General features: G+C 71.1%; 27 protein-coding genes and 1 riboswitch. Of the genes, 13 read left to right on the top strand and 14 right to left on the bottom strand.

Features of this window, described 5'->3' with window-relative positions:
* Window positions 1-11: 11 nt before the first annotated feature.
* The 4 genes from ASE14_RS09055 to ASE14_RS20485 all read left to right on the top strand — a co-directional run bounded on the left by ASE14_RS09055 (window position 12) and on the right by ASE14_RS20485 (window position 3183).
* Window positions 12-1658, top strand: coding sequence for a radical SAM protein (locus tag ASE14_RS09055; RefSeq protein ID WP_369816472.1), 1647 nt, complete (start codon window positions 12-14; stop codon window positions 1656-1658).
* A complete protein-coding gene (locus tag ASE14_RS09050; protein ID WP_082600389.1) occupies window positions 1655-1999 on the top strand; it encodes a hypothetical protein in 345 nt (114 codons plus the stop codon). The genes ASE14_RS09055 and ASE14_RS09050 overlap by 4 nt, the downstream gene beginning before the upstream one ends.
* 4 nt (window positions 2000-2003) lie before the next feature.
* The gene (locus ASE14_RS09045; protein WP_082600387.1) at window positions 2004-2801 is read left to right on the top strand and encodes a prolipoprotein diacylglyceryl transferase; all 798 of its coding nucleotides are present in this window, start codon (window positions 2004-2006) and stop codon (window positions 2799-2801) included.
* A gap of 133 nt (window positions 2802-2934) precedes the next feature.
* A complete protein-coding gene (locus tag ASE14_RS20485; RefSeq protein WP_056653757.1) occupies window positions 2935-3183 on the top strand; it encodes a hypothetical protein in 249 nt (82 codons plus the stop codon).
* Window positions 3184-3238: 55 nt separating this feature from the next.
* Here the strand turns inward: ASE14_RS20485 and ASE14_RS09035 are convergent, their stop codons facing one another.
* Together ASE14_RS09035 and ASE14_RS09030 are read right to left on the bottom strand one after the other, a co-directional pair.
* Window positions 3239-4276 carry an aromatic acid exporter family protein gene (locus ASE14_RS09035; protein WP_056653754.1) on the bottom strand — a complete coding sequence of 346 codons (1038 nt, stop codon included), beginning with the start codon at window positions 4274-4276 and terminating at the stop codon, window positions 3239-3241.
* A 10-nt stretch (window positions 4277-4286) separates the two neighbouring features.
* Window positions 4287-6194 carry a BCCT family transporter gene (locus tag ASE14_RS09030; RefSeq protein WP_082600383.1) on the bottom strand — a complete coding sequence of 636 codons (1908 nt, stop codon included), beginning with the start codon at window positions 6192-6194 and terminating at the stop codon, window positions 4287-4289.
* Window positions 6195-6285: 91 nt separating this feature from the next.
* Between ASE14_RS09030 and ASE14_RS09025 the strand changes: the two genes are divergently transcribed.
* From ASE14_RS09025 to gap, 3 genes are all read left to right on the top strand, one after another.
* Entirely contained in the window at window positions 6286-7218 is a 933-nt protein-coding gene (locus ASE14_RS09025) for a 5'-3' exonuclease (RefSeq protein WP_235511155.1), read from the top strand.
* On the top strand, window positions 7215-8168 hold the full coding sequence (locus tag ASE14_RS09020; protein ID WP_056653752.1) for a GlxA family transcriptional regulator: 954 nt from the start codon (window positions 7215-7217) through the stop codon (window positions 8166-8168). Before ASE14_RS09025 ends, ASE14_RS09020 begins: the two co-directional genes overlap by 4 nt.
* 159 nt (window positions 8169-8327) lie before the next feature.
* Window positions 8328-9326 carry a type I glyceraldehyde-3-phosphate dehydrogenase gene (gene gap / locus ASE14_RS09015; protein ID WP_056653749.1) on the top strand — a complete coding sequence of 333 codons (999 nt, stop codon included), beginning with the start codon at window positions 8328-8330 and terminating at the stop codon, window positions 9324-9326.
* Between the two features lie 76 nt (window positions 9327-9402).
* On the opposite strand, the gene ASE14_RS09010 is transcribed toward gap, so the two are convergent.
* The 7 genes from ASE14_RS09010 to ASE14_RS08980 all read right to left on the bottom strand — a co-directional run bounded on the left by ASE14_RS09010 (window position 9403) and on the right by ASE14_RS08980 (window position 16364).
* The gene (locus ASE14_RS09010) at window positions 9403-10722 is read right to left on the bottom strand and encodes an MFS transporter (protein WP_056653747.1); all 1320 of its coding nucleotides are present in this window, start codon (window positions 10720-10722) and stop codon (window positions 9403-9405) included.
* Window positions 10719-12293: a bifunctional hydroxymethylpyrimidine kinase/phosphomethylpyrimidine kinase gene (locus ASE14_RS09005; protein WP_235511154.1), complete on the bottom strand. Its 1575-nt coding sequence runs from the start codon at window positions 12291-12293 to the stop codon at window positions 10719-10721. The genes ASE14_RS09010 and ASE14_RS09005 overlap by 4 nt, the downstream gene beginning before the upstream one ends.
* The gene (thiE, locus tag ASE14_RS21185; protein ID WP_056653739.1) at window positions 12290-12952 is read right to left on the bottom strand and encodes a thiamine phosphate synthase; all 663 of its coding nucleotides are present in this window, start codon (window positions 12950-12952) and stop codon (window positions 12290-12292) included. Before thiE ends, ASE14_RS09005 begins: the two co-directional genes overlap by 4 nt.
* Window positions 12949-13833, bottom strand: coding sequence for a hydroxyethylthiazole kinase (gene thiM / locus ASE14_RS08995; protein WP_200953299.1), 885 nt, complete (start codon window positions 13831-13833; stop codon window positions 12949-12951). The genes thiE and thiM overlap by 4 nt, the downstream gene beginning before the upstream one ends.
* A riboswitch (TPP riboswitch) is annotated at window positions 13824-13936 on the bottom strand. It overlaps the preceding gene by 10 nt.
* A gap of 62 nt (window positions 13937-13998) precedes the next feature.
* Window positions 13999-14718 (bottom strand): hypothetical protein, encoded by a 720-nt coding sequence (locus tag ASE14_RS08990; protein WP_056653737.1) that lies wholly within the window; start codon window positions 14716-14718, stop codon window positions 13999-14001.
* 89 nt (window positions 14719-14807) lie between these two features.
* Entirely contained in the window at window positions 14808-15785 is a 978-nt protein-coding gene (locus ASE14_RS08985; protein ID WP_056653732.1) for a fibronectin type III domain-containing protein, read from the bottom strand.
* 147 nt (window positions 15786-15932) lie between these two features.
* Window positions 15933-16364 (bottom strand): hypothetical protein, encoded by a 432-nt coding sequence (locus tag ASE14_RS08980; protein ID WP_157372899.1) that lies wholly within the window; start codon window positions 16362-16364, stop codon window positions 15933-15935.
* Window positions 16365-16528: 164 nt separating this feature from the next.
* Between ASE14_RS08980 and ASE14_RS08975 the strand changes: the two genes are divergently transcribed.
* From ASE14_RS08975 to ASE14_RS08965, 4 genes are all read left to right on the top strand, one after another.
* Window positions 16529-17443 carry a DMT family transporter gene (locus tag ASE14_RS08975; protein WP_157372898.1) on the top strand — a complete coding sequence of 305 codons (915 nt, stop codon included), beginning with the start codon at window positions 16529-16531 and terminating at the stop codon, window positions 17441-17443.
* Between the two features lie 111 nt (window positions 17444-17554).
* Window positions 17555-17683, top strand: coding sequence for a hypothetical protein (locus ASE14_RS21340; protein WP_255356078.1), 129 nt, complete (start codon window positions 17555-17557; stop codon window positions 17681-17683).
* Between the two features lie 135 nt (window positions 17684-17818).
* Window positions 17819-18985 carry an RtcB family protein gene (locus tag ASE14_RS08970; protein ID WP_056653727.1) on the top strand — a complete coding sequence of 389 codons (1167 nt, stop codon included), beginning with the start codon at window positions 17819-17821 and terminating at the stop codon, window positions 18983-18985.
* A gap of 123 nt (window positions 18986-19108) precedes the next feature.
* Window positions 19109-19666: a dihydrofolate reductase family protein gene (locus tag ASE14_RS08965; RefSeq protein ID WP_056656044.1), complete on the top strand. Its 558-nt coding sequence runs from the start codon at window positions 19109-19111 to the stop codon at window positions 19664-19666.
* A 57-nt stretch (window positions 19667-19723) separates the two neighbouring features.
* Here ASE14_RS08965 and ASE14_RS08960 read toward each other — a convergent pair whose 3' ends face one another.
* Both ASE14_RS08960 and ASE14_RS08955 read right to left on the bottom strand, forming a co-directional pair.
* Window positions 19724-20200, bottom strand: a complete 477-nt coding sequence (locus tag ASE14_RS08960) for a DUF4442 domain-containing protein (protein ID WP_056653725.1) — start codon at window positions 20198-20200, stop codon at window positions 19724-19726.
* A gap of 108 nt (window positions 20201-20308) precedes the next feature.
* Window positions 20309-21187, bottom strand: coding sequence for an SDR family oxidoreductase (locus ASE14_RS08955; RefSeq protein WP_056653722.1), 879 nt, complete (start codon window positions 21185-21187; stop codon window positions 20309-20311).
* 100 nt (window positions 21188-21287) lie between these two features.
* On the opposite strand from ASE14_RS08955, the gene ASE14_RS08950 reads away from it, so the two are divergent.
* Together ASE14_RS08950 and ASE14_RS08945 are read left to right on the top strand one after the other, a co-directional pair.
* Window positions 21288-21653, top strand: coding sequence for a helix-turn-helix domain-containing protein (locus ASE14_RS08950; protein WP_056653719.1), 366 nt, complete (start codon window positions 21288-21290; stop codon window positions 21651-21653).
* 22 nt (window positions 21654-21675) lie between these two features.
* The gene (locus tag ASE14_RS08945; RefSeq protein ID WP_157372897.1) at window positions 21676-22080 is read left to right on the top strand and encodes a hypothetical protein; all 405 of its coding nucleotides are present in this window, start codon (window positions 21676-21678) and stop codon (window positions 22078-22080) included.
* A gap of 49 nt (window positions 22081-22129) precedes the next feature.
* Here the strand turns inward: ASE14_RS08945 and ASE14_RS08940 are convergent, their stop codons facing one another.
* Genes ASE14_RS08940 through nirB form a run of 3 tightly spaced genes read right to left on the bottom strand, consistent with a single transcriptional unit; the run spans window position 22130 to window position 26252 of the window.
* Entirely contained in the window at window positions 22130-23278 is a 1149-nt protein-coding gene (locus ASE14_RS08940) for a uroporphyrinogen-III synthase (protein ID WP_056653711.1), read from the bottom strand.
* Window positions 23275-23679, bottom strand: a complete 405-nt coding sequence (nirD, locus tag ASE14_RS08935; protein WP_082600379.1) for a nitrite reductase small subunit NirD — start codon at window positions 23677-23679, stop codon at window positions 23275-23277. The genes ASE14_RS08940 and nirD overlap by 4 nt, the downstream gene beginning before the upstream one ends.
* Complete coding sequence (gene nirB / locus ASE14_RS08930; protein ID WP_200953298.1) at window positions 23676-26252, bottom strand: nitrite reductase large subunit NirB; 2577 nt, start codon at window positions 26250-26252, stop codon at window positions 23676-23678. Before nirB ends, nirD begins: the two co-directional genes overlap by 4 nt.
* Window positions 26253-26272 lie beyond the last annotated feature (20 nt).

Genomic DNA, 26272 nt, shown 5'->3' with positions numbered 1-26272 from the left:
AGCTGGTTTCGATGAGCACCCGGTCGAGCCTCGTGCGCCGCACGGCCGACCGCTATCGTGGGCGGATGCACCCGAATGCCGGAACCGGAATGCCACTTCGCGACGACCGCATCCACCGCTACGTCAACGCATTCTGCCCTCGTTGTCATGAAGAGGACCCCGACCGTCCACTCGCCGAGGTCGCACGGCTCTCGGGCTGGCTCGCGGTGCGCGACGGGCGTGTCTGGCTCGAGCGAGGATGCCGCGAGCACGGACTGGTCAGCACGCTCTACGACGAGTCGGCCGAGATCCTCGCCTACCTCGAGGAGTGGACCGCCCCGACGAAGGTGCACGCCCCCGACACGAGGGGCAACTTCAAGCCGGTGCCGTCCGCTTACGAAGACGGGCTGCCCGAGATGCAGACGCAGCACACCTGCATCCTGCTCGAAGACCTCACCGATCACTGCAACCTGCGCTGCCCCACCTGCTTCGCCGAGTCGGGGCCGGCCGCGAGCGCCGTGGCTCCGCTTGCCGACGTGCTCGCCTCGGTCGACGCGCGGCTCGCGAAGGAGAACGGTCGCATCGACGTGCTGATGCTGAGCGGCGGCGAGCCCACCCTCTATCCCTGGCTCGAGCAGCTGCTCGATCACCTCGTCGCCCGTCCGGTCGTGCGCATCCTGCTGAACTCGAACGGACTGCGCATCGCCCAGGACGACGCGCTCGTCGAGACCCTGCGCCGGCACCGCGAGCGGGTCGAGGTGTACCTGCAGTACGACGGCGAGAGCGCCGAGGCGTCGGCGTTCCACCGCGGTGCTGACATCCGCAGGTTCAAGGAGCGCGCCCTCGAGCGGCTCTCGGCGGCTGGGGTGTTCACGACGCTGACGATGACGGCCGCGCTCGGCGTCAACGACGACGAGATCGGCGCGGTGATCCGCCGTGCGATGGCGACGCCGTACGTCGGAGGGGTCACCGTCCAGCCGGTGTTCGGCTCGGGGCGCTCGGCGGGCATCGACCCGAACGACCGGCTGACGCACACGGGCGTGCTCGCGCGCCTCGGGCCGCAGACCGATGGCGAGGTCACCTGGCGCGACCTCACGGCACTGCCGTGCAGCCACCCGCACTGCTGCTCGGTGGGGTACCTGTTGCGCGACGACTCGGGTGCGTGGAAGTCGCTGACCGCGCTGATCGGCCACGATCGGCTGAAGCAGTTCCTCGACCTCGAGCCCGACCTCGTCGCGAACCGCATCGCCGACAGCAATGTCAACCAGGCGCTGCGCGAGGTCGTCAAGGGGTCGCTGCTCGACCTGCTGAGCGAGCAGTCCTCGCTGTCCCATCCGTCGATGGCGTCGATCTGGCGGGACATCTGCCAGAACTGCGACCTCGGCATCGGCACCCTCGCCGCGCTCGCGAGCTCGTCGCTGCCGGGCCAGCACAAGCGCCTGCGCGCGATGATGGGCGAGCGGGTGCTGCGCATCACGGTCAAGCCCTTCATGGACATCAACACGATGATCGAGGAGCGCCTGACGCAGTGCTGCGTGCACGTCGCGACCGTGAACGCCGAGACCTCGGCGCACCAGTGCGCGCCGTTCTGCGCCGTGCAGGCGTGGGCGCCGCTCGCTCGCACGAAGCTGTCGACGGTCGCCGGCGCCCGGCGCGAGTTGACGGTGACGGCGAAATGAACGGCGACGGCGACGGCGCGGGCGATGCCGCCGCGCTCGACCTGACGGGGCTGAACCGGTACGACGAGACCGTCGGCGACCCGGCGCCGTTCGATCCGCTCCGCCTGTGCGTGTTCACGACCGTCGCCGTGATCGCCTGCGTGCTCGGGCCGATCGCCGTGCTCGGGTTCGCGCTCATCGCGATCGCCGGCTACGCGAAGGCGCGCCGGGCCGGCCTGCTGCGCTCGAAGTGCAAGCTCGGCGACACGCGCCTCGTGCTGGCCTACCTCGCGGTGATCGCCGTGCTCGCTGCGGTCGCCGCACCGTTCTGGGTGATGTTCTGGCTGAACGGGCTGGGGTGACCCCGTGTTCCCGACACTGCCCGACCTGCTCGGCTGGGGACCGCCGATCGACACCCACTCGGCCTTCGTCGCGCTCGGCATGGCCGCCGCCGGAATCGTCTTCATCGTCGAGTCGCGCCGTCGCGGCCAGACCGATCCGCGGATCGGGTACCTCGTGCTCGGCGCCCTTGCCGGCGCCGCGCTCGCCGCCCGGCTCGGCACGTGGATGCAGCACCTCGACTTCAGCAGGAACCTCGACCTGGTCGAGCAGCTCACGCGTGGCCACGCATCGGTGCTGAGTGCGCTCGTCGGTGCGTGGCTCGGGGTGCACGTGGCCAAGCGGATCGTGCGCTACCCGTTGCGAACCGGCGACCTCTTCGCGCCCGCGGTGGCGCTCGCGATGGCCATCGGGAGAATCGGATGCTTGTTCACCGAGCTCCCGGGCACGCCGACCGGGGGCGACTGGGGCATCGTGCTCGACACGGACGCGGCGGCGCGGGTCGGCGGGCAGGCCGGGGTTGCGTTGCATCCGAGCTTTCTCTACGAGGTGGTGTTCCAGGCGGCGGCCTTCGCCGTGCTCTGGTTCTGGCTGCGGCACCGGCCGATCGCGGCGGGCGAGACGCTCACGCTCTACGTGGCGGCGTATGCGATCTTCCGGTTCTTCATCGAGTTCGTGCGCGGCAACGAGGTCGCGTGGATGGGGCTCACCCGCCCCCAGATGTTCCTGATGGTCACGATTCCACTGGTGCTCGGCCGGATCGCCTGGAAGGCGTCCCGCGGCGAGTTCACCGGTGCACGCGAGAGGTTGGTGTCGCATGGTTGATCCGGCTGAGCCCCCGGTGCCCGAAGAGCCGGGACCGCCAGGAGAGCCGGGACCGCCAGAAGAGCCGAGACCGCCAGAGGGTCAGCTCACCCCGCCGCCAGGTCAGCCGCTCGCCCCGCCACCCGTCGGCGGGATGCCCGGCATCGGACTCGGAGCGGTCACCGGGTGCGGCGCGTACCTGCTCGCCGTCGTCATCGGGCTGGCGCTCCTGACCATCTCCAATGTCATCGGGTTCTTCATTCCGTCGGTGGTGGTGGTGGTCGCCGCGGTCGCGCTGATGTTCTTCCCGAAGTGGCGGCGATTCGCCACCGGCATTCTGATCGTCTCGGCCGCGATGTGGATCATCGTGCTCGGTCCGTGCCTCGGCATGCTGGTGCCGTGACGCGTCGGCCGCGAGCCGGCCGGCGACCTCGGGTGCCGCGCGTGGGCGGATCGCCTCAGCCCGGCTGCTCCTCGACGAGTTCGGCGCGGATGCGGCGCAGGTCCTCCATGAGCGAGCCGATCAGGATCCAGTGGCCCGACCGCGGTGGGGCGATCACGAGCGGCGACGTCAGGGCCGGGAACGTCGAGGTGAGCGGTTCGGGGTCGACATCGGCGAGGTGCACCGCGAGTCGCACATCGTGGGCGGCGCGGCGCAGCTGCTCGGCGATCGCGCGCACGGTGGGCTCGTCGGCGAGTTTCGCGTCGTAGTGGTCGAAGAAGGCCCGGGTCATGCCGATCACCTGCGTGACGATCGGGCCCAGCCGGTCGAGCAGCGTGCGCATCTCGCCGAGCTCGGTGCGGTGCGCGGAGCGCCGCGGATTCAGCGTCAGCGATTCCTCGCCCGTCGCGATCGAGGCATCCGCTGCATCGCGCATCGGTCGCATGAGGCGCGCCTCGACCATGAGCCGCTGCAGGTCGCCGGGCGTCTGCGGGTTCTCGAGGGCGCTCGCGAGCCGGTCGAGGGATGCCGCGAGCTCGCCGCCGAGCAGCGACAGGTCGCGCCGCGCCGGCTCGACGGCCACCGGCGGCACGATGAGGGCGTTGACGACGATGCCGATCGCGGCGCCGATGAGGGTCTCGAGGATGCGGTCGACGGCGTACTCGGGCGACGAGGAGCCGAGGGCGAGCACGAGCATCGCGCTGATCGCGACCTGGTTCGATGTGCCCGGCGTCATCTTCAGCGCCCACGCGACGAGCATCGCGATCACGATCGTGACGAGGATGATCCAGCTGTTCACCCCGAAGACGAGCGAGGCCGCGGTCGCGACGAGCACCCCGAGGATCACGCCGATCGACCGCTCGATCGCCTTGCCGAACGACTGGTTCACGCTCGGCTGCACGACGAGCAGCGCCGCGATCGCGGCGAACACGGGCAGCTGCCCCGGGATCAGCCAGCCGGCGATGAGCCAGGCCGCGATCGTCGCGGCCGAGGCCTTCGCGACCTGCAGGATCGGCACGCGTTTGGAGGCGCGGAACGTGCCGGTGATGCCCATGCGAGCCACGTTACTGCGGGATGCCGCGGGGCTCGTCTTCGCCGTGCTCGGGGATGTCGGGGTCGTCGGTGTCCGCCAGCGGGTCGTGGTCGACGATCGCGTCGACGTCGGCCGTCGGCACAGAATCGGGCAGGGCGTTCTCCTCGGCGAGGGTCGCCGGCGACGCGCGACGGGGCGCCGAGGCATCCGTGCCCAGCCGCAGTCGCTTGCGCAGCCCGCGCACCCACTTCGGCGGCCCTGCGACGAGGCCGCGCTCGAGCGGCTCCTCGACCTCGAGCCCGTAGTGCTCGCCGATGTGGTCGATGAACTGCGCGCGCTCGGCCTTCGCGTAGGCACGCCGCTCACGCGTGAAGGCGATGATCGTCGACCAGCAGATCAGCAGCATGACGATGCTGAACGGCAGCGCGATGAGGATCGCCGCGGTCTGCAGGGCTTTGAGGCCGCCGGTGAGGAGCAGGGCGATCGCGAGCAGCGCCGTGATCATGGTGAAGAAGGTGCGCACCCACCGCTTCGGGTTCAGCTGGCCGCCGGTGGCGATCATGCCCATCACGAGGGCGCCCGAGTCGGCCGAGGTGACGAAGAAGATCGTGATGAGCAGGATCACGCCGACCGTCAGCACCGCGGTGCCGGGAATGTAGGTGAGCAGTTCGAAGAGCGCGCCCTCGATGTTGACCGTGCCGTCGGGCTGGGTGAGCGCTCCCGGATCGGCGAGCTCGATCGCGAGCGCCGAGCCGCCGAGCACCGCGAACCAGAGGATGCCGATGAGCGTGGGCACGAGGATGACGCCCGAGACGAACTGCCGCACGGTGCGTCCCTTCGACACGCGCGCGATGAAGATGCCGACGAACGGCGCCCACGAGATCCACCAGCCCCAGTAGAACGAGGTCCACGACGCCTGCCACTCCTCGCCCTCGGTGCCCTGGAAGGCGCTCACGTTGAACGAGAGGCCGACGAAGTTCTGGATGTAGTTGCCGATCGACTGCACGAACTCGCGCAGCAGGTACTCGGTCGGGCCCATCACGAGGACGTACAGCACGAGGATGCCGGCGAGCACGAGGTTCGCGGTCGAGAGCCACTTCATGCCCTTCGTCACCCCGGAGAGCACCGACCAGAGCACGAAGACCGAGATGATGAGGATCAGGATGACCTGCGTGAGCACGTTCGGTTCGAGGATGCCCGCGATGTCGAGGCCCGCGCTGATCTGCAGCACGCCGAGCCCGAGCGAGGTGGCGACGCCGAAGAGGGTGCCGACGAGGGCGATGATGTCGATCGTGTGGCCCCAGCCGCCCTCGACGCGCTTGCCGAGCAGCGGCTCGAGCGTCCAGCGGATGGAGATCGGCCGGCGCCGGCGGTGGATCGCGTAGGCGAGGCCGAGCCCGACGACGACGTAGATCGACCACGCCTGCACCCCCCAGTGCAGGTAGGTCTGGCTGAGCGCCTGCTGGGCGAGCGCCTCGGGGGTGCCGACCACACCCGGCCGGGGGGAGACGTAATGGCTGAGCGGCTCGCTGACCCCGTAGAAGACGAGTCCGATGCCCATGCCGGCGGCGAAGAGCAGCGAGAACCACGAGAGCAGCGAGAACTCGGGTTCGTCGTCATCGCGGCCGAGCTTGATGTCGCCGAACCGGCTGAAGCCGACGAACAGGCAGAACGCCACGAAGAACGCCGCGATGAGCACGTAGTACCAGTTGAAGGTGTTGACGATGCTCGTCTGGATCGCGCCGAACATCGCCTCGGCCGTCTTCGGCGAGATGAGGGCGAAGGCGACGAACAGCGCGACGACGCTCGCCGCGGGCCAGAACACCCAGCGCTGCACCGGCGGGAGCGATCGGTGCGGCAAGTGCCCGTCGGCATCCGCTGCCGCCGGGGGATCACCCGGTTCGGCGTGGTCGGTCGGCTCGTTCGGGGTACCGCTCATGCGCCCACGGTATCGAGGCGGGCGCGCCTCCGCACCGCCCCGCGCCGCATCGGGGGTAGGAGCGCAGACGGCATCGTGCCATGATCGGCCTGTGGCCGACCGACTGATGCTCCTCGACACCGCCTCGCTCTACTTCCGCGCGTTCTACGGCGTGCCCGACTCGATCACGGCGCCCGACGGCACCCCCGTGAACGCGGTGCGCGGCCTCCTCGACATGATCGCGCGCCTCGTCACCGACTTCGAGGCGACGCACCTCGTCGCCTGCTGGGACGACGACTGGCGCCCGGCCTGGCGGGTCGAGCTCATTCCGAGCTACAAGGCGCACCGCGTCGAGCGCGCCGTGCCCGGCGGCGTCGACGTCGAGGAGACCCCGCCCGGACTGATCGTGCAGATCCCGCGCATCCGCGAGGTGCTCGGGCTGCTCGGCATCGCCGTCGTCGGCGCTCCCGAGCACGAGGCCGACGATGTCATCGGCACGCTCGCCACCGGCGCCGACCTGCCCGTCGACGTCGTCACGGGCGACCGCGACCTGTTCCAGCTCGTCGACGACGCGGCATCCGTTCGGGTCGTCTACACGGCGCGCGGCATGAGCAGGCTCGAAGTGCTGACCGACGCCTCAGTCGTCGGCAAGTACGGGGTGCTGCCGCAGCAGTACGCGGACTTCGCCGTGATGCGGGGCGACAGCTCCGACGGGCTGCCCGGCGTCGCGGGCGTCGGCGAGAAGACCGCCGCGTCGCTGCTGCAGGAGTTCGTCGACCTCGACGGCATCATCGAGGCGGCAGCGGATGCCTCCGCGCCGATGTCCGCGAGCGTGCGCGCGAAGTTCGCGGCCGCCGCCCCGTACCTCGCCGTGGCGCCGACCGTCGTCGAGGTCGTGCGCGATCTCGACCTCGGGGAGTTCGACTCGACGCTGCGACCCGTCACCGGCGCGCGCCGCGAGGCGCTCGAAGCCCTCGCGGAGGACTGGAACCTCGGCGGCTCGGTGCCGCGGGTGCTCGCGGCCCTCGACGCGCTGGCCGGATGACCCGTCGCAACCACCGCGTCGCCGTGCTCGTGCTGCCGGGGGCGAAGCCGCTCGACGTCGGCATTCCGGCACAGGTGTTCTCGACGCGCGCGAGCATGCCGTACGAGGTGCGCGTGTGCGGGGCGGCACCCGGACTCGTCACGGGCGGCGACGGGCTCTCGTACCACGTGGCCGACGGGCTCGACGCGCTCGAATGGGCCGAGACCGTGTTCATCCCGGGGTACCGGCATCCCGATCGGGACGAGCCGCCGGCAGCGGTCGTCGACGCGCTCCGAGCGGCGCATACGCGCGGCGCGCGGCTCGCCGCGATCTCGACCGGGGCGTTCGCGCTCGCGGCGACGGGACTGCTCGACGGTCGCCGGGCCACGACGCACTGGCACTACACGCGGGCGCTGGCCACGAGGCATCCGCTCGTCAAGGTCGACACGAACGTGCTGTTCGTCGACGAGGGCGGGGTGCTGACCTCGGCAGGGGCGGCATCTGGCATCGACCTCTGCCTGCACCTCGTGCGGCGCGATCACGGCGTCGCGGTCGCCAACCACGCCGCCCGCCGGCTCGTGGCCGCCCCGTACCGCAGCGGCGGGCAGGCGCAGTACGTTCCGCGCAGCCTCCCTCCCGAGCTCGGGCCCGTGTTCGCGGCGACGCGGGAGTGGGCGCTGCGGCAGCTCGAAGAACCTCTCACGCTCGACGCGCTCGCCCGCAACGCCAACGTCTCGCCGCGCACCTTCTCGCGCCGCTTCGTGGAAGACACCGGCTACACGCCGATGCAGTGGGTGCTGCGGGCCAGGGTCGACATGGCTCGCGAGCTGCTCGAGCGCAGCGACCTCGGGGTGGAGCAGATCGCCGCGCGGGCCGGCCTCGGCACCGGGGCGAACCTGCGGCTGCACTTCCAGCGGATCCTCGGCGTCTCGCCGAGCGACTACCGGCACACCTTCGCCGCGGGGGAGTAGCGCGGGCGAGCGCGGGCGAGGAGCGCAGGCGAGCGCGGGCGAGGAGCGCGCCGAACAGATCTGGCGAGATCCTTGCGGATACTGACCTGCACGCCACTCCCGTGAGACGGCCGACACGGCGAGGGTTGAGGGGTACGGATCGAAAGGAACCCCTCTGCCATGACCACCCGCATCGCCATCAACGGCTTCGGCCGCATCGGCCGCAACGTCGTGCGCGCACTCGTCGAGCGCGGCGCCGACCTCGAACTCGTCGCCGTCAACGACCTCACCGACCCCGCCGGCCTCGCCCGCCTGCTGAAGTACGACAGCACCGCGGGCCGATTCGGCTACTCCGTCGAGGTCGACGGTGATGTGCTCGTCATCGACGGCCGTCGCGTCACGGTGCTCGCCGAGCGCGACCCGGCGAAGCTGCCCTGGGGTGAACTGAACGTCGACGTCGTGCTCGAGTCGACCGGCCGCTTCACCGACGCCGAGGCTGCGAAGGCGCACCTCGCTGCGGGCGCCAGGAAGGTGCTCGTCTCGGCTCCCTCGAAGGGTGCCGACGTCACGCTCGCTTACGGCGTGAACACCGAGGCCTACGACGCCGACTCGCACGTCATCGTCTCGAACGCCTCGTGCACCACGAACGCGCTCGCTCCGCTCGCGAAGGTGCTCGACGACCTCGCCGGCATCGAGCACGGCTTCATGACGACCATCCACGCCTACACGCAGGACCAGAACCTCCAGGACGCACCCCACTCCGACGCGCGTCGTGCCCGCGCCGCGGCCGTCAACATCGTGCCGTCATCGACCGGTGCGGCGAAGGCCATCGGCCTCGTGCTGCCGAAGCTCGACGGCAAGCTCAACGGCGACTCGATGCGGGTGCCCGTGCCGGTCGGCTCGATCGTCGAGCTCAACACGACCGTCTCGAAGGACGTCACCCTCGAGGAGGTGCTCGCCGCCTACAAGGCCGCGGCCGACGGCCCGCTCAAGGGGGTGCTCGAGTACTCCGACGAGGCGCTCGTCTCGAGCGACATCGTCGGCAACCCGCACTCGTCGATCTTCGACGCCGACCTCACCCGTGTCGACGGCCGCCACATCAAGGTCGTCGCCTGGTACGACAACGAGTGGGGCTTCTCGAACCGCGTCATCGACTCGCTGTCGCTGCTCGGCGCGTAACACTCGCCACTGTGCACCGAACGGGCCCGTCTCCGATGGAGGCGGGCCCGTTCGCGTGACGTCGTCGACGCCGGGGTCACTCCGGGCGATGCCCCGCTTCGCGTGGCGCGATCGCCGTGCCGACGAGCCCGACGATCGCTGCGACGGCCATCATGACGGCGATCGGCCACCAGTGCCCAGCCTGGGCGAGCAGCGCGGTCGCCGCGAGCGGCGCGAGCCCGCCGCCGACGATCGCGCCCGCCTCGCGGCCGATCGAGATGCCCGAGTACCGCACGCGCGTGTCGAACATCGCGGTGAAGTAGGCGGGCTGCACACCGTCGGAGGCCGAGTTCACGATGCCGATCGCGGCGACCACGACGCCGACGACGAGCGCCGCCGACCCCGTGTCGAGCACGAGGAAGAGCGGCGCGGCCAGCACGGCGAAGGCGACGAGGCTCCACACCACGAGGCTGCGCGGACCGATGCGGTCGCCGAGCGCGCCCCAGAACGGGCACAGCACCGCGGCGACGGCCGCCCCCACGAGGAGGGCGGTGAGGGTGACCTCGCGAGGCATTCCGACGACCGTCGTCGCGTAGCTCAGGCAGAACACCGAGACGACGTAGAAGGTCGTGTTGACCCCGACGCGCACGAGGAAGACGGCGAGGATGCCGCGGGGCCGGCGCAGCACCTCGGCGGTCGGCCGTCTGGCCTCCCGCCGAGCCTCGATCATCGCGACGAACTCGGGCGACTCGTCGACCCGGCGGCGCAGTCGCCAGCCGATCGCGACGAGCACGAGGCTCGCGACGAACGGCACCCGCCAGCCCCAGTCGTAGAGCGCCTGCTCGTCGAGCACGGCGACGAGCACCACGAAGGCGAGGTTGCCGAGGATGAGCCCCAGGTACACCGCGCTCGAGATGAACGCCCCGCGGAACCCACGTCGCTCGGTCGACTGCTCGAGGGCGAGCAGCACTGCGCCGCTCCACTCCCCGCCCGTCGCGAGCCCCTGCACGAGCCGCAGCGCGACGAGCAGCACGGGCGCGAGCGCTCCGATCTGCGCATGCGTCGGCAGCAGGCCGATGAGGGCGGTGGCGACGCCCATCGTGAGCAGCGTCGCCACGAGCACGCGCCGCCGGCCGAAGCGGTCGCCGAGGTACCCCGAGACGAGCCCGCCGAGCGGGCGCGCGACGAAGCCCGTCGCGAACACGGCGAACGAGAGCAGCAGGCTCGTGAGCGGATCGTCGGCGGGGAAGAACAGCGTCGGGAAGACGAGCGCCGCGGCCGTGCCGTAGAGGAAGAAGTCGTACCACTCGAGCACGGTGCCGAAGGCCGCCGCGGTGACGGCACGGCGGCTTCGGGCCGGGTCGGCAGGCGCGCCCTCGGCGGGCGCGGTCTCGAGCGCCGTCGATGCGCCGCTCACGCGATCACCGCCCCAGAGGGCGCCGCCCCGGCCGCCGGCGCGGCCGCGACGGGAGCTGCGAAGAACGCCAGCTCGTGCTCGGACGAGACGCGGAACGCCCGGTGCATCCGCTCACGGACCGCCGGCGTCGCGCGCGAGGCGGCCGCGGTCGTGATCGCGATCGCCTCCCGGGTCGCGATCGCGAACGCCGGGTCGGCGTAGGTCGCGAGCCATGAGGCGTACGGATGCTCCGGATCGAGCGCCTGCGCCCCGAACTCGCCTGCGGCGAGGCGCGCGCCGAGGTCGGTGTAGATCCAGAAGCAGGGCAGCAGCGCGGCGACCAGCACGGCGTAGTCGCCGCGGGCCGCGGTCGCGAGCAGATGGTCGAGATAGGCGGTCGTGGCGGCGTCGGGTTCAGCGACCGGGAAGTCGCCGGCGCCCGCCCCGTCGCGCGCGCTGCGCCCGGCCGCCGGGCCGAGCCAGCTCTCGTGCAGCTCGAACTCGCCGACGATCGAACCGTGCGCGGAGTTCGCCCAGAACGCCTGCGCCGGGGCATCCGGTGCGAGTCTCGCGGCCTCCGAGAGGACGCGAGCGTAATCGCGGAGGTAGAGCGCATCCTGGGCGAGGTAGTCGAGGAACGGTTCGCGCGCGAGGGAACCGTCGGCGAGGCCGCGGATGAACGGCAGTTCGTCGATGTCTCGCCGCACGTCGGCGATGCCGCCCCACCACTCGGCCTCGACCTCGGTCGGCGTCGGCGCGGTGCGGGTGCCGCCGCGCGCCCAGAGCCCGGCGAAATGGTTGATCGGGCCGTGCCCGCCGCCGACCCCGAGGGCCTCGCCGTGGCGCAGCGACTCGCGCAGCCAGCGACGGGCCTCGGTGATCGCGGCCGGCCAGTCGCCGTGCTCGGCGGCGAGGGTCGCGATCGCCGAGGAGAGCGAGCACCCGGTGCCGTGCGTCGCCGTCGTGGCGATGCGATCGCCGCCGAAGTCGACGATCGTCGCGGTGCCGGCGTCGACGAGGGCGTCTGGTGCGGCGTCGCCGACGAGGTGGCCGCCCTTCGCGAGCACCCGCACGCCGTATCGCGCCGAGACGCTCTCGGCCTGCTCGATCGCCTCTGCCCATGTCGTCGCCACGATCGGAGGCCCGTCGCCGGAGCCCGCGAGCACCGCCAGCTCGCCCAGGTTCGGGGTGACGAGGTCGGCGAGCGGCAGCAGCTCGCGCATCGCCGACTCGGCGTCCGCGTCGAGCAGGCGGTCGCCGCTCGTGGCGACCATGACCGGGTCGAGCACGACGATCGGCGGGCGGGTGCGTGCGAGCCACTCGGCGACGGTGCGGATGACCTCCGCGTTCGCCAGCATGCCGAGCTTCACCGCGTCGACTGTGATGTCGTCGGTGATCGCGTCGAGCTGTGCGGCGAGGAAGCTCGCCGGCGGCACGTGCACCTCGTGCACCCCTCGCGTGTTCTGCGCGGTGAGGGCGGTGATCGCGGCCATGCCGTAGCCGCCGACGGCCGAGATCGACTTCAGGTCGGCCTGGATGCCGGCGCCGCCAGAGGGGTCGCTGCCTGCGATGCTCAATACTCGTGCGGTCAACGTGCCGCCTCCCATCGATCCGTGAGTTCTCGGGCCGCTGCTCGCGGGTCGTCGGCCGTGCAGATCGCCGACACGAGCGCCACGCCGGCGGCGCCGGCCTCGCGGAGCGGTGCCACGTCGGACAGCGTGATGCCGCCGATCGCGACGCACGGCAGCTCCGCCTCGGCCGCGAAGCGCGCGAAGCCGTCGATGCCGAGTGCGGGCGGATGATCGGGCTTCGTCGACGTCGGCCGGATGACGCCGACGCCGAGGTAGTCGACGGTGCCTCGCGGCATCCGACGCAGTGCCTCGAGATGGGCGGACGCATTCGCAGTGAGGCCGACGACGGCGTCGGGGCCGAGCCGGTCGCGGGCGATGGCCGCCGCGGCATCGCCCTGGCCGAGGTGCACGCCGTCGACGGGCAGGCCGCTCGCCCGCGCCGCGATCGCGAGGTCGAGGCGATCGTTCACGAGCAGCACGGCACGGCCGTCGATCGCGGTCGCGAGCTCCTCGAGCAGGCGGAGCAGGTTCGACGTGCTGTCGACCTTGTCGCGCAGTTGCACGACGCGCACCCCGCCGTCGACGGCCGCGGCGACCACGGAGGCGACGCCGCGCTCGCCGCAGAGCGCGGCGTCGGTGACGAGGTAGGTCGAGAGGTCGAGGGCCGTGCGGGCGCTCACGCGTCGGCTCCGGAGGCGACGGCGGATGCCGCGATGGCGGATGCCGCCCCGGCAGCGTCTCCGAGCACACCGGAGACACGTGCGCGCTCCTGCACGTCTGCCGGACCGACCGCCGCGAGCGCGTCGAGGAACCTCGGCGCGAACGTGCCGGGACCCCCGGCGCCGGCCGCGGCCAACTCCGCGGCCACCGTGTAGACGAGCGTCGCGGCGACCGCGCCGGTGAAGGCGTCGTCGGCGATCGCGACGAACGCGGCCGTCACAGCCCCGAGGGCGCACCCGCCGCCGGTGACGCGAGTGAGCAGGGCGTCGCCGTTCGATATGCGCACCGTGCTGCGTCCGTCGGTGATGAGGTCGACGGGGCCCGACACGGCGACGACCGAGCCGAACCGGGCGGCGAGCAGCCCAGCGGCTTCGGCGGCGGCCTCCGTCGAGTCGGCGGCATCGACGCCGCGGCCGCCCGCTCCGACACCGGCGAGGGCGAGGATCTCGCTCGCGTTGCCGCGGATGACAGCCGGTCGCAGCTCGACGAGTTCATGCGCAAGCGCCGTGCGGATGGGCAGGGCGCCGATGGCGACCGGGTCGAGCACCCACGGCGTGCCCGCTTCATAGGCGGCGCCGACGGCCTCGCGGGCAGCAGCGCGCTGCTCGGGCGACGGCGTGCCGAGGTTCACGAGGAGGCCGCTCGCGATTCGCGCGAACGCGGCCGACTCGCCGACGATGTCGACCATGGCAGGGGCCGCGCCGATCGCGAGCAGCGCGTTCGCGGTGAAGCCCGAGACCACGGTGTTCGTGATGCACTGCACGAGTGGCGCTCGGTCGCGGAGTCGGTCGAGCAGGTGTGCGCTCGAGTGGGCAGGGTCGATGGACAGACGATCGCTCAACGCGACATCCCTTCGCTAGTTCGAACTAGATCAGGTTCGACGGGTGTGTTCTCAGCCATGCCCGCTTCGGGTGAAGCGGCGCACGGCACCCCGTGTCACTGCCGTCGAGCCTAGTGGCCGACGAGGCCGGGTCGAGCGAGCGGATGTCTCAGGCGGACATGCGCCTCAGCGCGCCATGCGCAACGGGTTGTCGCGCGCGAGTTCGACGACGATGCCCCGGTCGGCGCCGGGGTCGGCGCGGTCGTACCAGAGCCGGGTCGTGTCGCCGACCTTCACGTCGCCGGCACGGCGGATGAGCATCGTGCGCTCGACCCAGCGCTGGGCGCCCGAGGCATCCGTGAACGTGAAGGTCACCGCCGCCCACAGGCCGCGGCTCGTCGGGTTCGGCCCGGGCGGCACGCGGGTGACCGTCGCCGTGGTCTCGACGCCGTCCGACAGCGTCTGCAGTTCGCGCACGACGCGGCGGCGCTGCCCGGCCCGGGCCACGACGGTCATGACCCAGATGAACACCCCGATCGCGATGAACAGCAGCCCGAGCCAGCCCGGGAAGTCGAGGAGCGAAGCCTCGCTCTGCAGCACCGGCCAGACCAGCCCGGCACCGAGCAGGAACAGTGCGAGCCCGAGCACGAGCGGCCCGCCGCGCCATGAGCCGAACGTCGCGATCGAGAAGATGAGGAAACCGCCCCAGGCGATGATGCCGCTCACGATGGCGACGACCTGCAGTGCAGCATCCGCGGTGTCGATGCCGTCGGCGAACAACCGGCCCCAGACGAAGCCGGCCACCGCGAACGAGGCGAGGAGCACGGCGCTGACGATGCCGCGCACGACCGGTCGGCGGCGTTCGGTGCGGAGGCGGCGGGTCTCGCTCGGGTCGGTGAGGCTCATGCCTCATCCCAGCATGCCGAGGGCGTTCTCGGCAACGAGAACGGGGGCGGATGCCGCGTGGCATCCACCCCCGATCGGTCGAACTGTTGCTACTTCGCGTGTCGGGCGCGTACCCGAACGACGGCGTAGACGGCCCCGCCGGCGGCGAGAAGTGCGAGCGCGAGCCATCCGAGCACGTCCACGAACGCGGTGCCGGAGCCCGCCGATGCCACCGCGACCGCGCCCTTCACCGTCGTCGGGTCGACGGCGGGCGGCGCCACGACGGTCACGGCGGCCGAGGCGGCGGATGCCGCAGAGGTGCCCGCCGCGTTGCGTGCGGCGACCGTCGCGGTGTACTCGCCGCTCGCGAGGCCGGTGAAGGTACGCGTCGTCGTGCCGGCGGGCACCGAGACCGGGGCGCCGCCGTTCAGCGAGACGAGGTACTCCGTGATCGGCGAGCCGCCGTCGGAGGGCGCCGTCCATGAGACGGTCACGGCGGTGCCGGCGACCGTCGCCACCGGCGCGTCGGGCGCGACGGGAGCGGTCGCGACCACCTCCGGATGGCAGGGCAGGGCCTCGAAGAACGTGCCGAGGGCGGCGATCGCCTCATCGGCGAACGCGAGCTGCGCGGCGAGACCTGCGGGGTCGGGTCGGTCGGCGTACCGGCCGGGCAGGTCGTTCACGTACCACCACTCGGTCATGTACTCCTTGTAGGTGCCGTCGCCGTTGGCGTGGATCCACTGCTGCGCGATCGGCGCGGGCTGGCCGCCGACGCTGCGTGAGCGGTCGTACTCGAGCAGGTAGGGCACCTGCAGCTTCTTCGCCGTGGCGAGCGCCTTCGAGGTGTCTCCGCCCGGGAAGTAGTCGACCTGGCCCGAGACCCCGGGCACGTACTGGGTGACGAGGTTCGGCAGGTACTTCGTGACGAGGTCGCTGTAGAAGTCCGCGAACTCCGAGCCGGTGTCGCGGATGTGCAGGTCGTTGCCCGAGTTGCCGTCGCGCTCCGAGCGGCGCGGCGACGGTACGGGGTTCGGTGCATGGCCCGACGCTATTGAGCGACGCGGGCATCGGATCGCCTCGTGTCGCACTGTGAATGCCTATGACTGCATATGTCGCCGTTCCGGGGCTTCGGCGCCGTTCGAGGGCTCACGGCTGCGTCATGTGACGCCGCAGGGCGGCGCGCCCGTGACGTTCTGCGTCGAGCGGAGCGGCTTCGGGCCGAGCGAGCGGATGACTCAGACGTTCACGGTGCTCGGCGCGACCGTCTCGCCGAACCAGTACGCCGGCGCCGGCAGGTGCACGCCGGTCGACGCGAGGGCGATGGCGGCGAACGCGTAGATCATGATCGCGATCGTGAGCCCGCCGAGGGCCATCGTGATCGGCACGGCGGGGGAGACCCGCGCGCCCTCGCGGCGGTACCGGGGCACGGCCATGAACGCGATCCACATCGCCGTCGCGGCGAAGCCCGCGATCCACACGGTGCGCAGCGCGTCGCCCTCGAGCGGCGCGGCCACGGCCATGACGAGCGCGCCGATCGCGATGAGCAGAGCCGTGTACGCGAAGAAGCGGGCGAAGCCGATGCCGCCGACGTCGTCTTCGCCGGTCCACCACGGTCCGTCGGGCCGGTCCGGCTCCTCGGATTCGCCCGGCTGTCGTGCATCGCTCATGGTGCGATCGTAGAGCGGATGCCGCGGCATCCGCCTGCTCGCTGTCGGTACCGAAGTACCGAAGTACCGGAGCCTTGCACGCGAGTGCGCCCGATGGCGGGATGTCGCCGCGATTCGGCAGCGCATCCGTCGCGGCCGCACGGCCCGAGCGACAGAATGATCCGGTGACTCGTCGAGGGCTGATCCTGTTCGCCGCGCTCGGCATCGCCTGGGGCATCCCGTACCTGTTCATCAAGGTGGCGGTGAGCGAGCTGGACCCGGCGATGGTGGTGCTGGGGCGGTCCGCCCTGGCTGCGATCCTGCTGCTGCCGCTGGCGTTCTTCCGCCGGGAGGTGGCGGTCGTGGTGCGCCGGTGGAAGCCGATGCTCGCCTACACGATCGTCGAGATCATCCTCCCGTGGTACTTCCTGAGCTCGGCGGAGCAGCGCCTGCCCAGCTCGACCGCTGGCCTGCTGCTCGCCACCGTGCCGCTCGCCGGGGTGGCGATCGCGTTCGCGATGGGGCGCCCCGAGCGCCTCTCGCGTATGAACTGGCTCGGCATCGCGCTCGGGATGCTCGGCGTCGCGGCGCTCGTCGGCCTCGACATCGCGGGCTCCGACCTGATCGCGGTCGCGCAGATGGCGGTCGTCGTGGTGGGCTACGCGCTCGGCCCGGCGATCCTGGCGCGGTGGATGTCCGACCTGCCCGGCGTCGGCGTCGTCGCCGTGTCGCTCGCGGCGACGGCCGTCGTCTACGTGCCGTTCGTGCTCTTCACGGGCGGCTGGCCGACGGCGTGGCCGTCGCAGGCGGTCATCGTGTCGATCGTCGTGCTCGCCGTCGTCTGCAGCGCGCTCGCCTTCCTGTTGATGGTGGGGCTGGTCGCCGAGATCGGTCCGGTGAAGGCGACCGCGATCACCTACGTCAATCCCGCCGTCGCGATCATCGCGGGTGCGGTCGTGCTCGGCGAGCGGGTCACGGTGTGGACGGTCGTTGGATTCACCCTCGTGCTCGCCGGCTCGTACCTCGTGACGCGCCGCAGGCGTGAGCCGGTCGCGGCCGAAGGGCCCGAGGAGGCGTCGGCCGAGCAGCGGCGTGCATAGCGCTCAGCGGGTCGGATGCCTCGACCAGGCATTGACCTCGCGGCATCCGCAGCACTAGTGTTCGAAGGCTGCGCACTCCGCGCAGCATCCCCGGAACCTGGAAGGAAGGCCATGACCGTGTCTCTGCAGCGCACGAGCAAGCCCTCCTTCGTCGAGCCCGCCACCGGGCAGCCGGCCCTGTTCACGCAGCGCTATCTGCTCAATCGCGAACTCGACCAGGTTCTCGACCCGGCACACTGACGCCGACGCGGCATCCGCTCGCGAATCTCGTCACCCCGTGCCCCGTCGAGGCCCGGGGTGTTTCTCTGTCTGCGCGCGACGGGGAGCCTCGGGCCCCCGGATCAACGCAACGCACATGCAAGACAGGAAAGGAACATGGAGACCATCACGAAGCGGCTCGTCTCGTGGGCGAGCCTGATCGACGAGAAGACCGTCGAGCAGGCCCGCACCTCGTCGACGATGCCGTTCATCTACCCGCACCTCGCGCTCATGCCCGATGCGCACCTCGGGCTCGGCGCCACGGTCGGCTCGGTCATCCCGACCCTCGGGGCGATCATCCCCGCGGCCGTCGGGGTCGACATCGGCTGCGGCATGATCGCGGTCAAGACGCAGTTCACCGGGGCGGAGCTGCCGGCCGACCGGCGGCCGGTGCGCGAGCAGATCGAGCGCGCCATTCCGCTCTCGGCGGGCAAGCACAACCGCAAGGTCGTCGCCACGGCGGCGCCGCGCATCGCCGAGCTCGAGGCGCTCGCCGAGGCGAAGGGCTTCGACCCGGCGTCCTACGCGGGCAACTGGCGCGAGCAGCTCGGTTCGCTCGGCAGCGGCAACCACTTCATCGAGGTGTCGGTCGACGAGACCGACCAGGTGTGGTTGTTCCTGCACTCGGGCAGCCGGGGCGTGGGCAACAAGATCGCACAGCATCACATCGCGGTCGCCCGACGGCTCGCGACGAAGTGGTGGATCGACCTGCCCGACCCCGACCTCGCATACCTCGTCGAGGGCACGCCCGAGTTCACGAAGTACATCCGCGAGCTCAGGTGGGCGCAGCACTTCGCCCTCCTCAACCGCGAGGAGATGATGGACCGCGTCATCCGGCAGGTCGGCGAGTGGGTCGGCGCACCGGTGCAGGAGCTGGAGCGCATCAACTGCCACCACAACTTCACCGAGAGCGAGGAGCACTTCGGCAAGCGGGTGTGGGTGTCGCGCAAGGGGGCCATCCAGGCGGACGCCGGTCGGCCCGGACTCATCCCGGGCTCGATGGGCACCGCGTCGTACGTCGTCGAGGGACTCGGCAACCCGATGTCGCTGAACTCCTCGCCGCACGGCGCTGGACGTTCGTTCTCGCGGACGAAGGCGCGGCAGACCTTCACGCATGAGCAGTTGCGCGAGGCGATGACGGGCATCGAGTTCCGTGACACCGACGCGTTCATCGACGAGATCCCGCAGGCGTACAAGCCGATCGACCGGGTGATGACGGATGCCGCGTCGCTCGTGAAGGTCCGTCACACACTGCGGCAGCTCGTCAACGTGAAGGGCGACTGAAACACCGGATGTCCCGGCTCGACGAGAGTCGGGACATCCGTTTTCTTCCCGATGTCGATCCGACGCACTCCCGTTCGACGCCAGAATGAGAGCGGAGATACCGACTCGGAAGGAATCACGATCATGCGCACCCTCATCGTCACCGAGTTCATCAGCCTCGACGGCGTCATCGACTCGCCCGGCGGCGGCTCGCACCCGCGGGCCGGCTGGACTTTCACGGACGTCCCCTTCGTCGAGGAGGCCTACGAGCTGAAGGGCCGGGAGCAGCTCGAGGCGGGCGCGATGCTCATCGGCCGCGTCAGCTACGACGAGTTCGCGCCGGTCTGGCCCACGATGGTCGACGACTTCGCCGAGTACAACGCGATGCCGAAGTACGTCGTCTCGAGCACCCTGTCCGACCCCGAGTGGAACAACACGCACGTGCTGCGCTCGCTCGACGACGTCGCGAAGCTCAAGGAGGGCGACGGCGCGCCCATCATCGTGCACGGCAGCGCCACCCTCGCGAAGGGCCTCGCAGCGGCCGGCCTCGTCGACCGGTACCACCTGCTCGTCTTCCCGGTGCTGCTCGGCGACGGCAAGCGTCTCTTCGGCGACGGCGACCCGTACACGCACCTCGACCTCGTCGAGTGCGAGGCCTACTCGAACGGCATCATCAAGCAGGTCTACGACGTCAAGCGCTGAGCGGATGCCGCGGCATCCGTCAGCTCTTCCGGCCCCGTGGTCGCTCGGTCCGAGCGTCTACGGGGCCGAGTCGGTTGCGCTCACCCGCTTCTTCTCGCGCACGTAGACCTCGCGGCGCACCCGTGCGACGACGTCGCCGTCCCGGTCGGTGATCTCGGTCTCGAACCACTCGAGCACCTTCGCTCCGCCGCGGGCGCGCTCGCGCAGCTCGGCCGTCTTCTCGGGCGACACCGCGAACTGCGCGGTCAGCACCCCTCGGCCAGGCTTGACGAACTCGATCTCGCCGCGGGTGTCCCAGACGATGTAGTCGCGTCCGATCTGGTGCATCACGAGCATGAAGAAGTAGGGGTCGGTCATCGCCGACATCGAGCCGCCGAACGCGGTCTTCACGTAATTGCGGGTGAAGACGTTGATGTGGAGTTCCACCGTCGCGCTCGTCCAGTCGGGGGCGAATCGCTTCACCCGGATGCCGCTGAACAGGTTCGGAATCCACAGGCTCATGCCGATGGCGAGGCGTCGAGGTGTCACGGGCATGCAGACGAGTCTGGCGCGCCCGCCCGGATGTCGCGAGCGGCTTGTCGGGCATCGACAAGCGAGTGACCCGTCGGCGGGGCGCCACGAGTCGTGCGCCCCACGATGCGATCAGGCCGCGGCGTCGTCCTCGACGGCGACGACCGCGCGCAGGCCGTCGACGAGGGAGGTCGTCGGGCGGCCGAGCAGGCGGGAGAGCGTGCCATCCGTCTCGCTCAGCACACCGCGCGCGATGCCGTCGTCGATCGCGGCGACGAAGCCCGCGGTGCCGGCGTCGAGGCCGGCCGACTCGAGCGCGGCCACGTGCTCCGCGGTGGTGAGCGGCGTGTAGGTCACGGCACGGCCGACGATCTCGGATGCCGCGGCCGCGAGCTCGTCGTAGTTCCAGGCGACGTCGCCGCCGAACTCGTAGGTCCGGCCGAGGTGGCCGTCTTCGAGCAGCACGACGGCGGCGCCCTCGGCGAGGTCGGCGCGGGTGGCGCTCGCGACGCGCCCGTCGGCCGTGGAGGCGGCGATCACGCCGGTCGAGGCGGCGCGCGAGACATCCGCTGCGTAGTTCTCGGTGTACCAGTTGTGGCGCACGATCACGGCGGGAACGCCCGAGGCGGCGATCGCCGCTTCGGTGGCCTTGTGGTCGGGGGCGAGCACGAAGTCGGCGGTCGCGGCCCCGGCCACGCTCGTGTACACGAGCTTCGTGACGCCGGCGGCCTTCGCGGCGTCGATGACGTTCTGGTGCAGGGCGGCGCGGTTGCCGGGCTCGGATCCGGAGACGAGCAGCACGGTGTCGACCCCGTCGAGGGCGGCGGCGATCGTCTCGGGGCGCGCGTAGTCGAGTTCGACGGTACGGATGCCGCGGGCCGCGAACTGCTCGAGCTTCGAGGTGTCGCGGGCGCTCGCCACGACGTCGGCAGGGGCGGCGCCGCGGGCGAGCAGCGAGTCGACGACGAGGCGGCCGAGCTGGCCCGAGGCGGCGGTGACGAGGATGGTCATGGTGCGGGTGTTCCTTCCGGTTGCGGTCACCAAGTGGCAACCGGATGCCTCGCGCCAACCTTCCCTCGCAGTGGTACCCACTTTGAAGTAAGGTACCCACATGGTGGTAAGTCTTGCGGAGATCCGGGAAACATCGGGCGAAGTCTTCACCGACGGATGCCCCACACGCGTCGTGCTCGACCACATCATGAGCAAGTGGGGCGTGCTCGTGCTGCTCGCACTCACCGATGGCACGCACCGCTGGGGTGAGCTGCGCCGCGAGGTCGACGGCATCAGCGAGAAGATGCTCGCCTCGACGCTGCGAACCCTCGAGGCAGACGGCATCGTGGTGCGCACCTCCTATCCCGAGGTGCCGCCGCGGGTCGAGTACGCGCTCACCGATCTCGGCCGGGAGCTCATGGAGCACATGCTGCCGCTCGTGCAGTGGGTGGCGATGCGGGCCGACGGGATCGTGCGCGAGCGCTGACTCGACCAGTACTGTCGTGACCGTGACTCTTGCTCATGGCGCCCCGCAGCAGCCCGCTCCCTTCCTCGTGTCGCTCAGCAACATCCATGCGACGCAGCACCATGTGGTGACGCCGGGTGGCACCTGGCCGATCGCCGAGGTCAACGTCTCGACCGCGGATCAGACGCAGGTGACGACGCACACTCCGGCGTGGGCGATCGTCATGGTGGTGCTGTTCATCTGGTTCTTCCTCCTCAGCCTGCTCTTCCTCCTTGCACGAGAGAGCCGCATCGCGGGGTACATCACGGTCACCGTCTGGGGGCCCGGCGGGCAGTCCTATGTCGAGAACATCCCCGTGGCCGACGAGGTCCAACGCATGGACGTGTTCAACCGCGTGACGTACCTGCAGTCGCTCATCGGTCAGGAGCGGCACCGACTCGGACGCTGACCGTCGGTATCGGCCGGGAGCGTCGCGACGCCCCGCGATTCGCGTGAGGTCACTGCGCGTCCTCGAATGAGTCGTCGACGTCGAGCCGATACCCGCGCTTGACGACGGTCCTGATGAGCGACGGCGTGCCGAGCGCTTCCCTGACGCGCGCGATCGCCACCTCGAGCGCGTGCGCATTCGCACCGGAGCGCGGCAGGGTCGAGAGGAGCTGCGGTCGCGAGACGACATCACCCTGCGCCTGGAAGAGCCGACTGATCACGGCGACACCGGTGCGGGAGAGCGGGGTGAAGCCGCCGTCGAGCACGACACCGGTGCTTCGGATCTCGAGTCGACCGGCGGTCGTGTCGAGCGCGGGTGCCCGGCCGCCGCCGAAATACGTGACGACGGCGCGGACGAGCGATCCCAGCCTGCCCCGCTCGGCCACGAGCGGCGTGATGCCCGCTACGACGAGGGGCCCCGCGGTGATCGGACCGACGGCCGCGATCAGCAGCATCCCGGCGTCGGAGCGGGCGACGATGTCGGGCAGCGCCCCTTCCCGCCCGGCGGCCGTGAGCCACTCGGCGGCGCCGGGGGCCGAGGTGAACACCACCACGTCGACCTCGCCCTGAGCCGTTGCGACCACCGACTTCGACACCGCGGCGGGGTCGGGCGGAGGGCCCCAGCGATAGACCGTGAGACTGACCACGTCGGCGCCAGCCCCCGTGAAGAGCTCGTCGAGCCCGTCGGCGCCCGAACCGTGGTGCTGCACGGCGACCCGGCGACCGGCCAGGCCTTCGGCCAACAGGAACTCGCCGAGCTCGGCGGACGTCTCGGACTCGGCGACCCAGTCAGCGGTCAACCCGGCCTGCTGGATCGCTCCGCGCGCCTTCGGCCCGCGCGCCACGAGCTGCGCGCCCGAGAGCGCGGTGTGCAGCTCGTCGAGCAGCCCCGCCTCGTCGGCCGCCTCCATCCATCCGCGGAAGCCGACGCCGGTCGTCACGACGACGACATCCGGTGGCTGGGAGATGAGGCTCCACGTCGCCGCGACCAGCGCCTCGTCGTCGATGTGGGGAACGATCGTGAGTGCGGGTGCGTGCCGCACGTTCGCGCCATGCCGCTCCAGGGCGGCGGCGAGCTCGAGGGAGCGACGATCGACGGTGATGACGATCGTGCAGCCGGCGAGCGTCGCCGAGAGGGCGGGACGTGCGGGAGAGGTCACTGCGACACCGACTGCACGAGCACTCGGCGGCCGTCCACCGCCACTGGCCAGGTCGGCAGCGACATCGGCTCCTTGCCCTGCGTGTCGAGACACGCTCCAGTGCGGAGGTCGAAGACCTGCTTGTACATCGGCGAGGCGACGGTTGGTCGATCCGCGCGGGAGCCGACGATGCCGCGGGAGATGACGTTGGCCCGGCTGTAGGGATCGAAGTTCGACACCGCGTGCACGCGCCCGTCGTGCAGCAGGAAGAGCGCGATCTGCGCGTCGCCGAGCAGTGCCGCGCGGCCGCGTTCGACCTCGAGGTCGGCGACGTCGCACACGCGCACCCAGTCGGTCACGGGCTCACTCGACGCGAGCCCGATCCCGGGCGCGAGCGGGGTGGGGGAGTCCATGAGCGTCATCGGCGTACCTCCAGTGTCGTTCCGGCGATGGGCACGCCCGAGCCCAGGCGCTCGGCGTCGGTTGCCGGGCGGGGCTGCCCTCGCTCGGCGGTGTACGCGAGCGAGGGGTCGGGCGTGGTCGGTGCGTTCACGAACGACGCGAACCGGCGCAGCTTCTCGGGGTCGTCGAGCGTGGCTCGCCACTCGTCTTCGTAGGTGTCGACGTGGCGGGCCATCGCGGCGTCGAGGTCGGCGCAGATGCCGAGGCGATCGTCGAAGATCACGCCCCGCAGGCCGTCGATGCCGCCATCGAGTGCTTCGAACCACGGTGCGGTGCGCTGCAACCGGTCGGCCGTGAAGACGTAGTACATCAGGAACCGGTCGATGGCGGTGAGCAGTTCGTCGTCGTCCAGCCCCTCGGCGAGCAGCACCGCGTGACGCGGCGTGAACCCGCCGTTGCCGCCGATGTACATGTTCCAGCCGGCCTCGGTCGCGATGACGCCCACGTCCTTGCCGCGCGCCTCGGCGCACTCGCGGGCGCAGCCGGAGACGCCGAGCTTGAGCTTGTGCGGCGATCGCAGCCCGCGGTACCGCAGCTCGAGCTGTACCGCCAGGCCCACAGCGTCCTGCACGCCGAAGCGGCACCATGTCGAACCGACGCAGGATTTCACGGTGCGCAGCGACTTGCCGTACGCGTGCCCGGACTCGAAGCCGGCGTCGACGAGACGCCGCCAGATGTCGGGAAGCTGCTCCAGCCGTGCACCGAACATGTCGATGCGCTGACCGCCCGTGATCTTCGTGTACAGCCCGAAGTCCCGCGCGACCTCGCCGATCACGAGGAGCCCTTCGGGGGTGACCTCGCCGCCCGGGATGCGCGGGACGACCGAGTAGCTGCCGTCCTTCTGCAGGTTCGCCATGACGTGGTCGTTCGTGTCCTGCAGGGTCGCGTTCTCGCCGTCGAGCACGTGGGTGCCGGTGAGCGTCGACAGGATGCTGGCGAGCACGGGCTTGCAGATATCGCAGCCGCGCCCGGTGCCGAACCGCGCGATGACGGCGCTGAACGTCGAGAGGCCAGAGACGCGCACGGCGTCGAAGAGCTCGCGGCGCGACAGTTCGAAGTGCTCGCAGAGCGCGGTGCTGAGCGCTGCCCCCGACTTCGCCAGCTCCGCGCCGACGATCTGCTTGACCATCATCACGCACGAGCCGCACGCCGCCCCGGCCTTCGTGCACGACTTCACCGCCGAGACATCCGTGCAGCCCTGCTCGTGCACCGCGGTGCGGATCGTGCCGGCGGTGACGCTGTTGCAGGAGCACACGAGCGCGGCGTCGGGGAGCTCGCCGGTCGATGCCGCGACGCCGCCCGACGGCACGAGGTACGCCACGGGGTCGCCGCCGAGCGCTCCGCCCACGAGTGGGCGGAGCGACCCGTACGCCGACGCGTCGCCCACGAGGATGCCGCCGAGCAGGGTCTTCGCGTCGTCGGAGAGTACGAGCTTCTTGTAGACGCCCGCGACCGGGTCGGCGTAGACGACATCGAGGGCACCGGATGTCTCGGCGAACGCGTCGCCGAAGCTCGCCACGTCGACGCCCGAGAGCTTCAGCTTCGTCGAGAGGTCGTAGCCGGGGAACGCGGCCACTCCGCCGAGAAGGCGGGTCGCGGCGACCTCGGCCATCGCGTACCCGGGTGCCACCAGGCCGACGCACATGCCGTCGAAGTTCGCGACCTCGCCGATCGCCGAGATGCGCGGGTCGGAGGTGCGGCATGCGGCATCGATCACCACGCCGCCCCGCGGGTGCACGTCGAGCTCGGCGCCCCGGGCGAGCTCGTCGCGCGGGCGCACGCCGACGGTGAAGACGACGACGTCGGTCTGCGCGTACGTGCCGTCGCGGAACTCCAGGCCGATGACCTGGCCGCTGCGGTCGGCGTCGAGCCGGGTCGTGACCGATTCGGTCTCGACACGGATGCCGCGTGCTTCGATCAATCGTCGGAGCGCGTCGCCCGCCGGGCGGTCGAGCTGCGCCGACATCAGCCGGTCCGACGACTGCACGACCGTGCAGTCCACCTCGAGGCCCTGCAGCGCGCCCGCCGCCTCGAGGCCGAGCAGGCCGCCGCCGATGACCGTGCCGACGAGCGGTCGGCCGAGCTCGGCCGAACGGCGACGGACGAACGCCTCGAGCGACTCGACATCGTCGAGCGTGCGGTAGACGAAGCATCCGTCGTGGTCGTAGCCGTCGACCGCGAGACGGGCGGCGTACGACCCGGTCGCCAGCACCAGGTGGTCGTAGGCCACGCTCACGCCGCTGCGGGTCGTGACGCGGCTTGCCGCCCGGTCGATGCGCGCGACCGTGTCGCCGCGGAGGAACCGCACGCGTTCGTCGTCGACGTGAGCGCGCTCGAGCTCGAGGTCGTCGGGCGACGAACCGGCGAAGAACGAGGTCAGGCCCACACGGTCGTACGGATGCCGCGGCTCATCGCCGATCAGGGTGACGCGCCATTCGGGGCCACCCCGGCTGAGCAGGCTCTCGAGGAAGCGATGCGCGACCATTCCGGCGCCGGCGACGACGATCCGCGTGTCGTCGCCATCGGTGGTCATGGCGTTACCGTAGGCGTCCG

Origin of the sequence: Agromyces sp. Root81, from assembly GCF_001429165.1 — a bacterium.
Lineage (GTDB): Bacteria > Actinomycetota > Actinomycetes > Actinomycetales > Microbacteriaceae > Agromyces.
The sequence above is the reverse complement of the archived record's forward strand: the minus strand, read 5'-3'. Positions and strand labels throughout refer to the sequence as shown.

Coding starts and splice junctions, on each gene's coding strand:
- ASE14_RS09055 (WP_369816472.1), top strand. CDS start 12: ATGAGCACCCGGTCGAGCCTCGTGCGCCGCACGGCCGACCGCTATCGT.
- ASE14_RS08990 (WP_056653737.1), bottom strand. CDS start 14,718: ATGAGCCTCACCGACCCGAGCGAGACCCGCCGCCTCCGCACCGAACGC.
- ASE14_RS09050 (WP_082600389.1), top strand. CDS start 1,655: ATGAACGGCGACGGCGACGGCGCGGGCGATGCCGCCGCGCTCGACCTG.
- ASE14_RS08960 (WP_056653725.1), bottom strand. CDS start 20,200: ATGCCCGTGACACCTCGACGCCTCGCCATCGGCATGAGCCTGTGGATT.
- ASE14_RS08955 (WP_056653722.1), bottom strand. CDS start 21,187: ATGACCATCCTCGTCACCGCCGCCTCGGGCCAGCTCGGCCGCCTCGTC.
- ASE14_RS09020 (WP_056653752.1), top strand. CDS start 7,215: ATGACCCGTCGCAACCACCGCGTCGCCGTGCTCGTGCTGCCGGGGGCG.
- ASE14_RS08950 (WP_056653719.1), top strand. CDS start 21,288: ATGGTGGTAAGTCTTGCGGAGATCCGGGAAACATCGGGCGAAGTCTTC.
- ASE14_RS09030 (WP_082600383.1), bottom strand. CDS start 6,194: ATGAGCGGTACCCCGAACGAGCCGACCGACCACGCCGAACCGGGTGAT.
- gap (WP_056653749.1), top strand. CDS start 8,328: ATGACCACCCGCATCGCCATCAACGGCTTCGGCCGCATCGGCCGCAAC.
- ASE14_RS08980 (WP_157372899.1), bottom strand. CDS start 16,364: ATGAGCGATGCACGACAGCCGGGCGAATCCGAGGAGCCGGACCGGCCC.
- nirB (WP_200953298.1), bottom strand. CDS start 26,252: ATGACCACCGATGGCGACGACACGCGGATCGTCGTCGCCGGCGCCGGA.
- ASE14_RS20485 (WP_056653757.1), top strand. CDS start 2,935: ATGCCCGGCATCGGACTCGGAGCGGTCACCGGGTGCGGCGCGTACCTG.
- ASE14_RS09035 (WP_056653754.1), bottom strand. CDS start 4,276: ATGGGCATCACCGGCACGTTCCGCGCCTCCAAACGCGTGCCGATCCTG.
- ASE14_RS08970 (WP_056653727.1), top strand. CDS start 17,819: ATGGAGACCATCACGAAGCGGCTCGTCTCGTGGGCGAGCCTGATCGAC.
- ASE14_RS21340 (WP_255356078.1), top strand. CDS start 17,555: ATGACCGTGTCTCTGCAGCGCACGAGCAAGCCCTCCTTCGTCGAGCCC.
- nirD (WP_082600379.1), bottom strand. CDS start 23,679: ATGACGCTCATGGACTCCCCCACCCCGCTCGCGCCCGGGATCGGGCTC.
- ASE14_RS08965 (WP_056656044.1), top strand. CDS start 19,109: ATGCGCACCCTCATCGTCACCGAGTTCATCAGCCTCGACGGCGTCATC.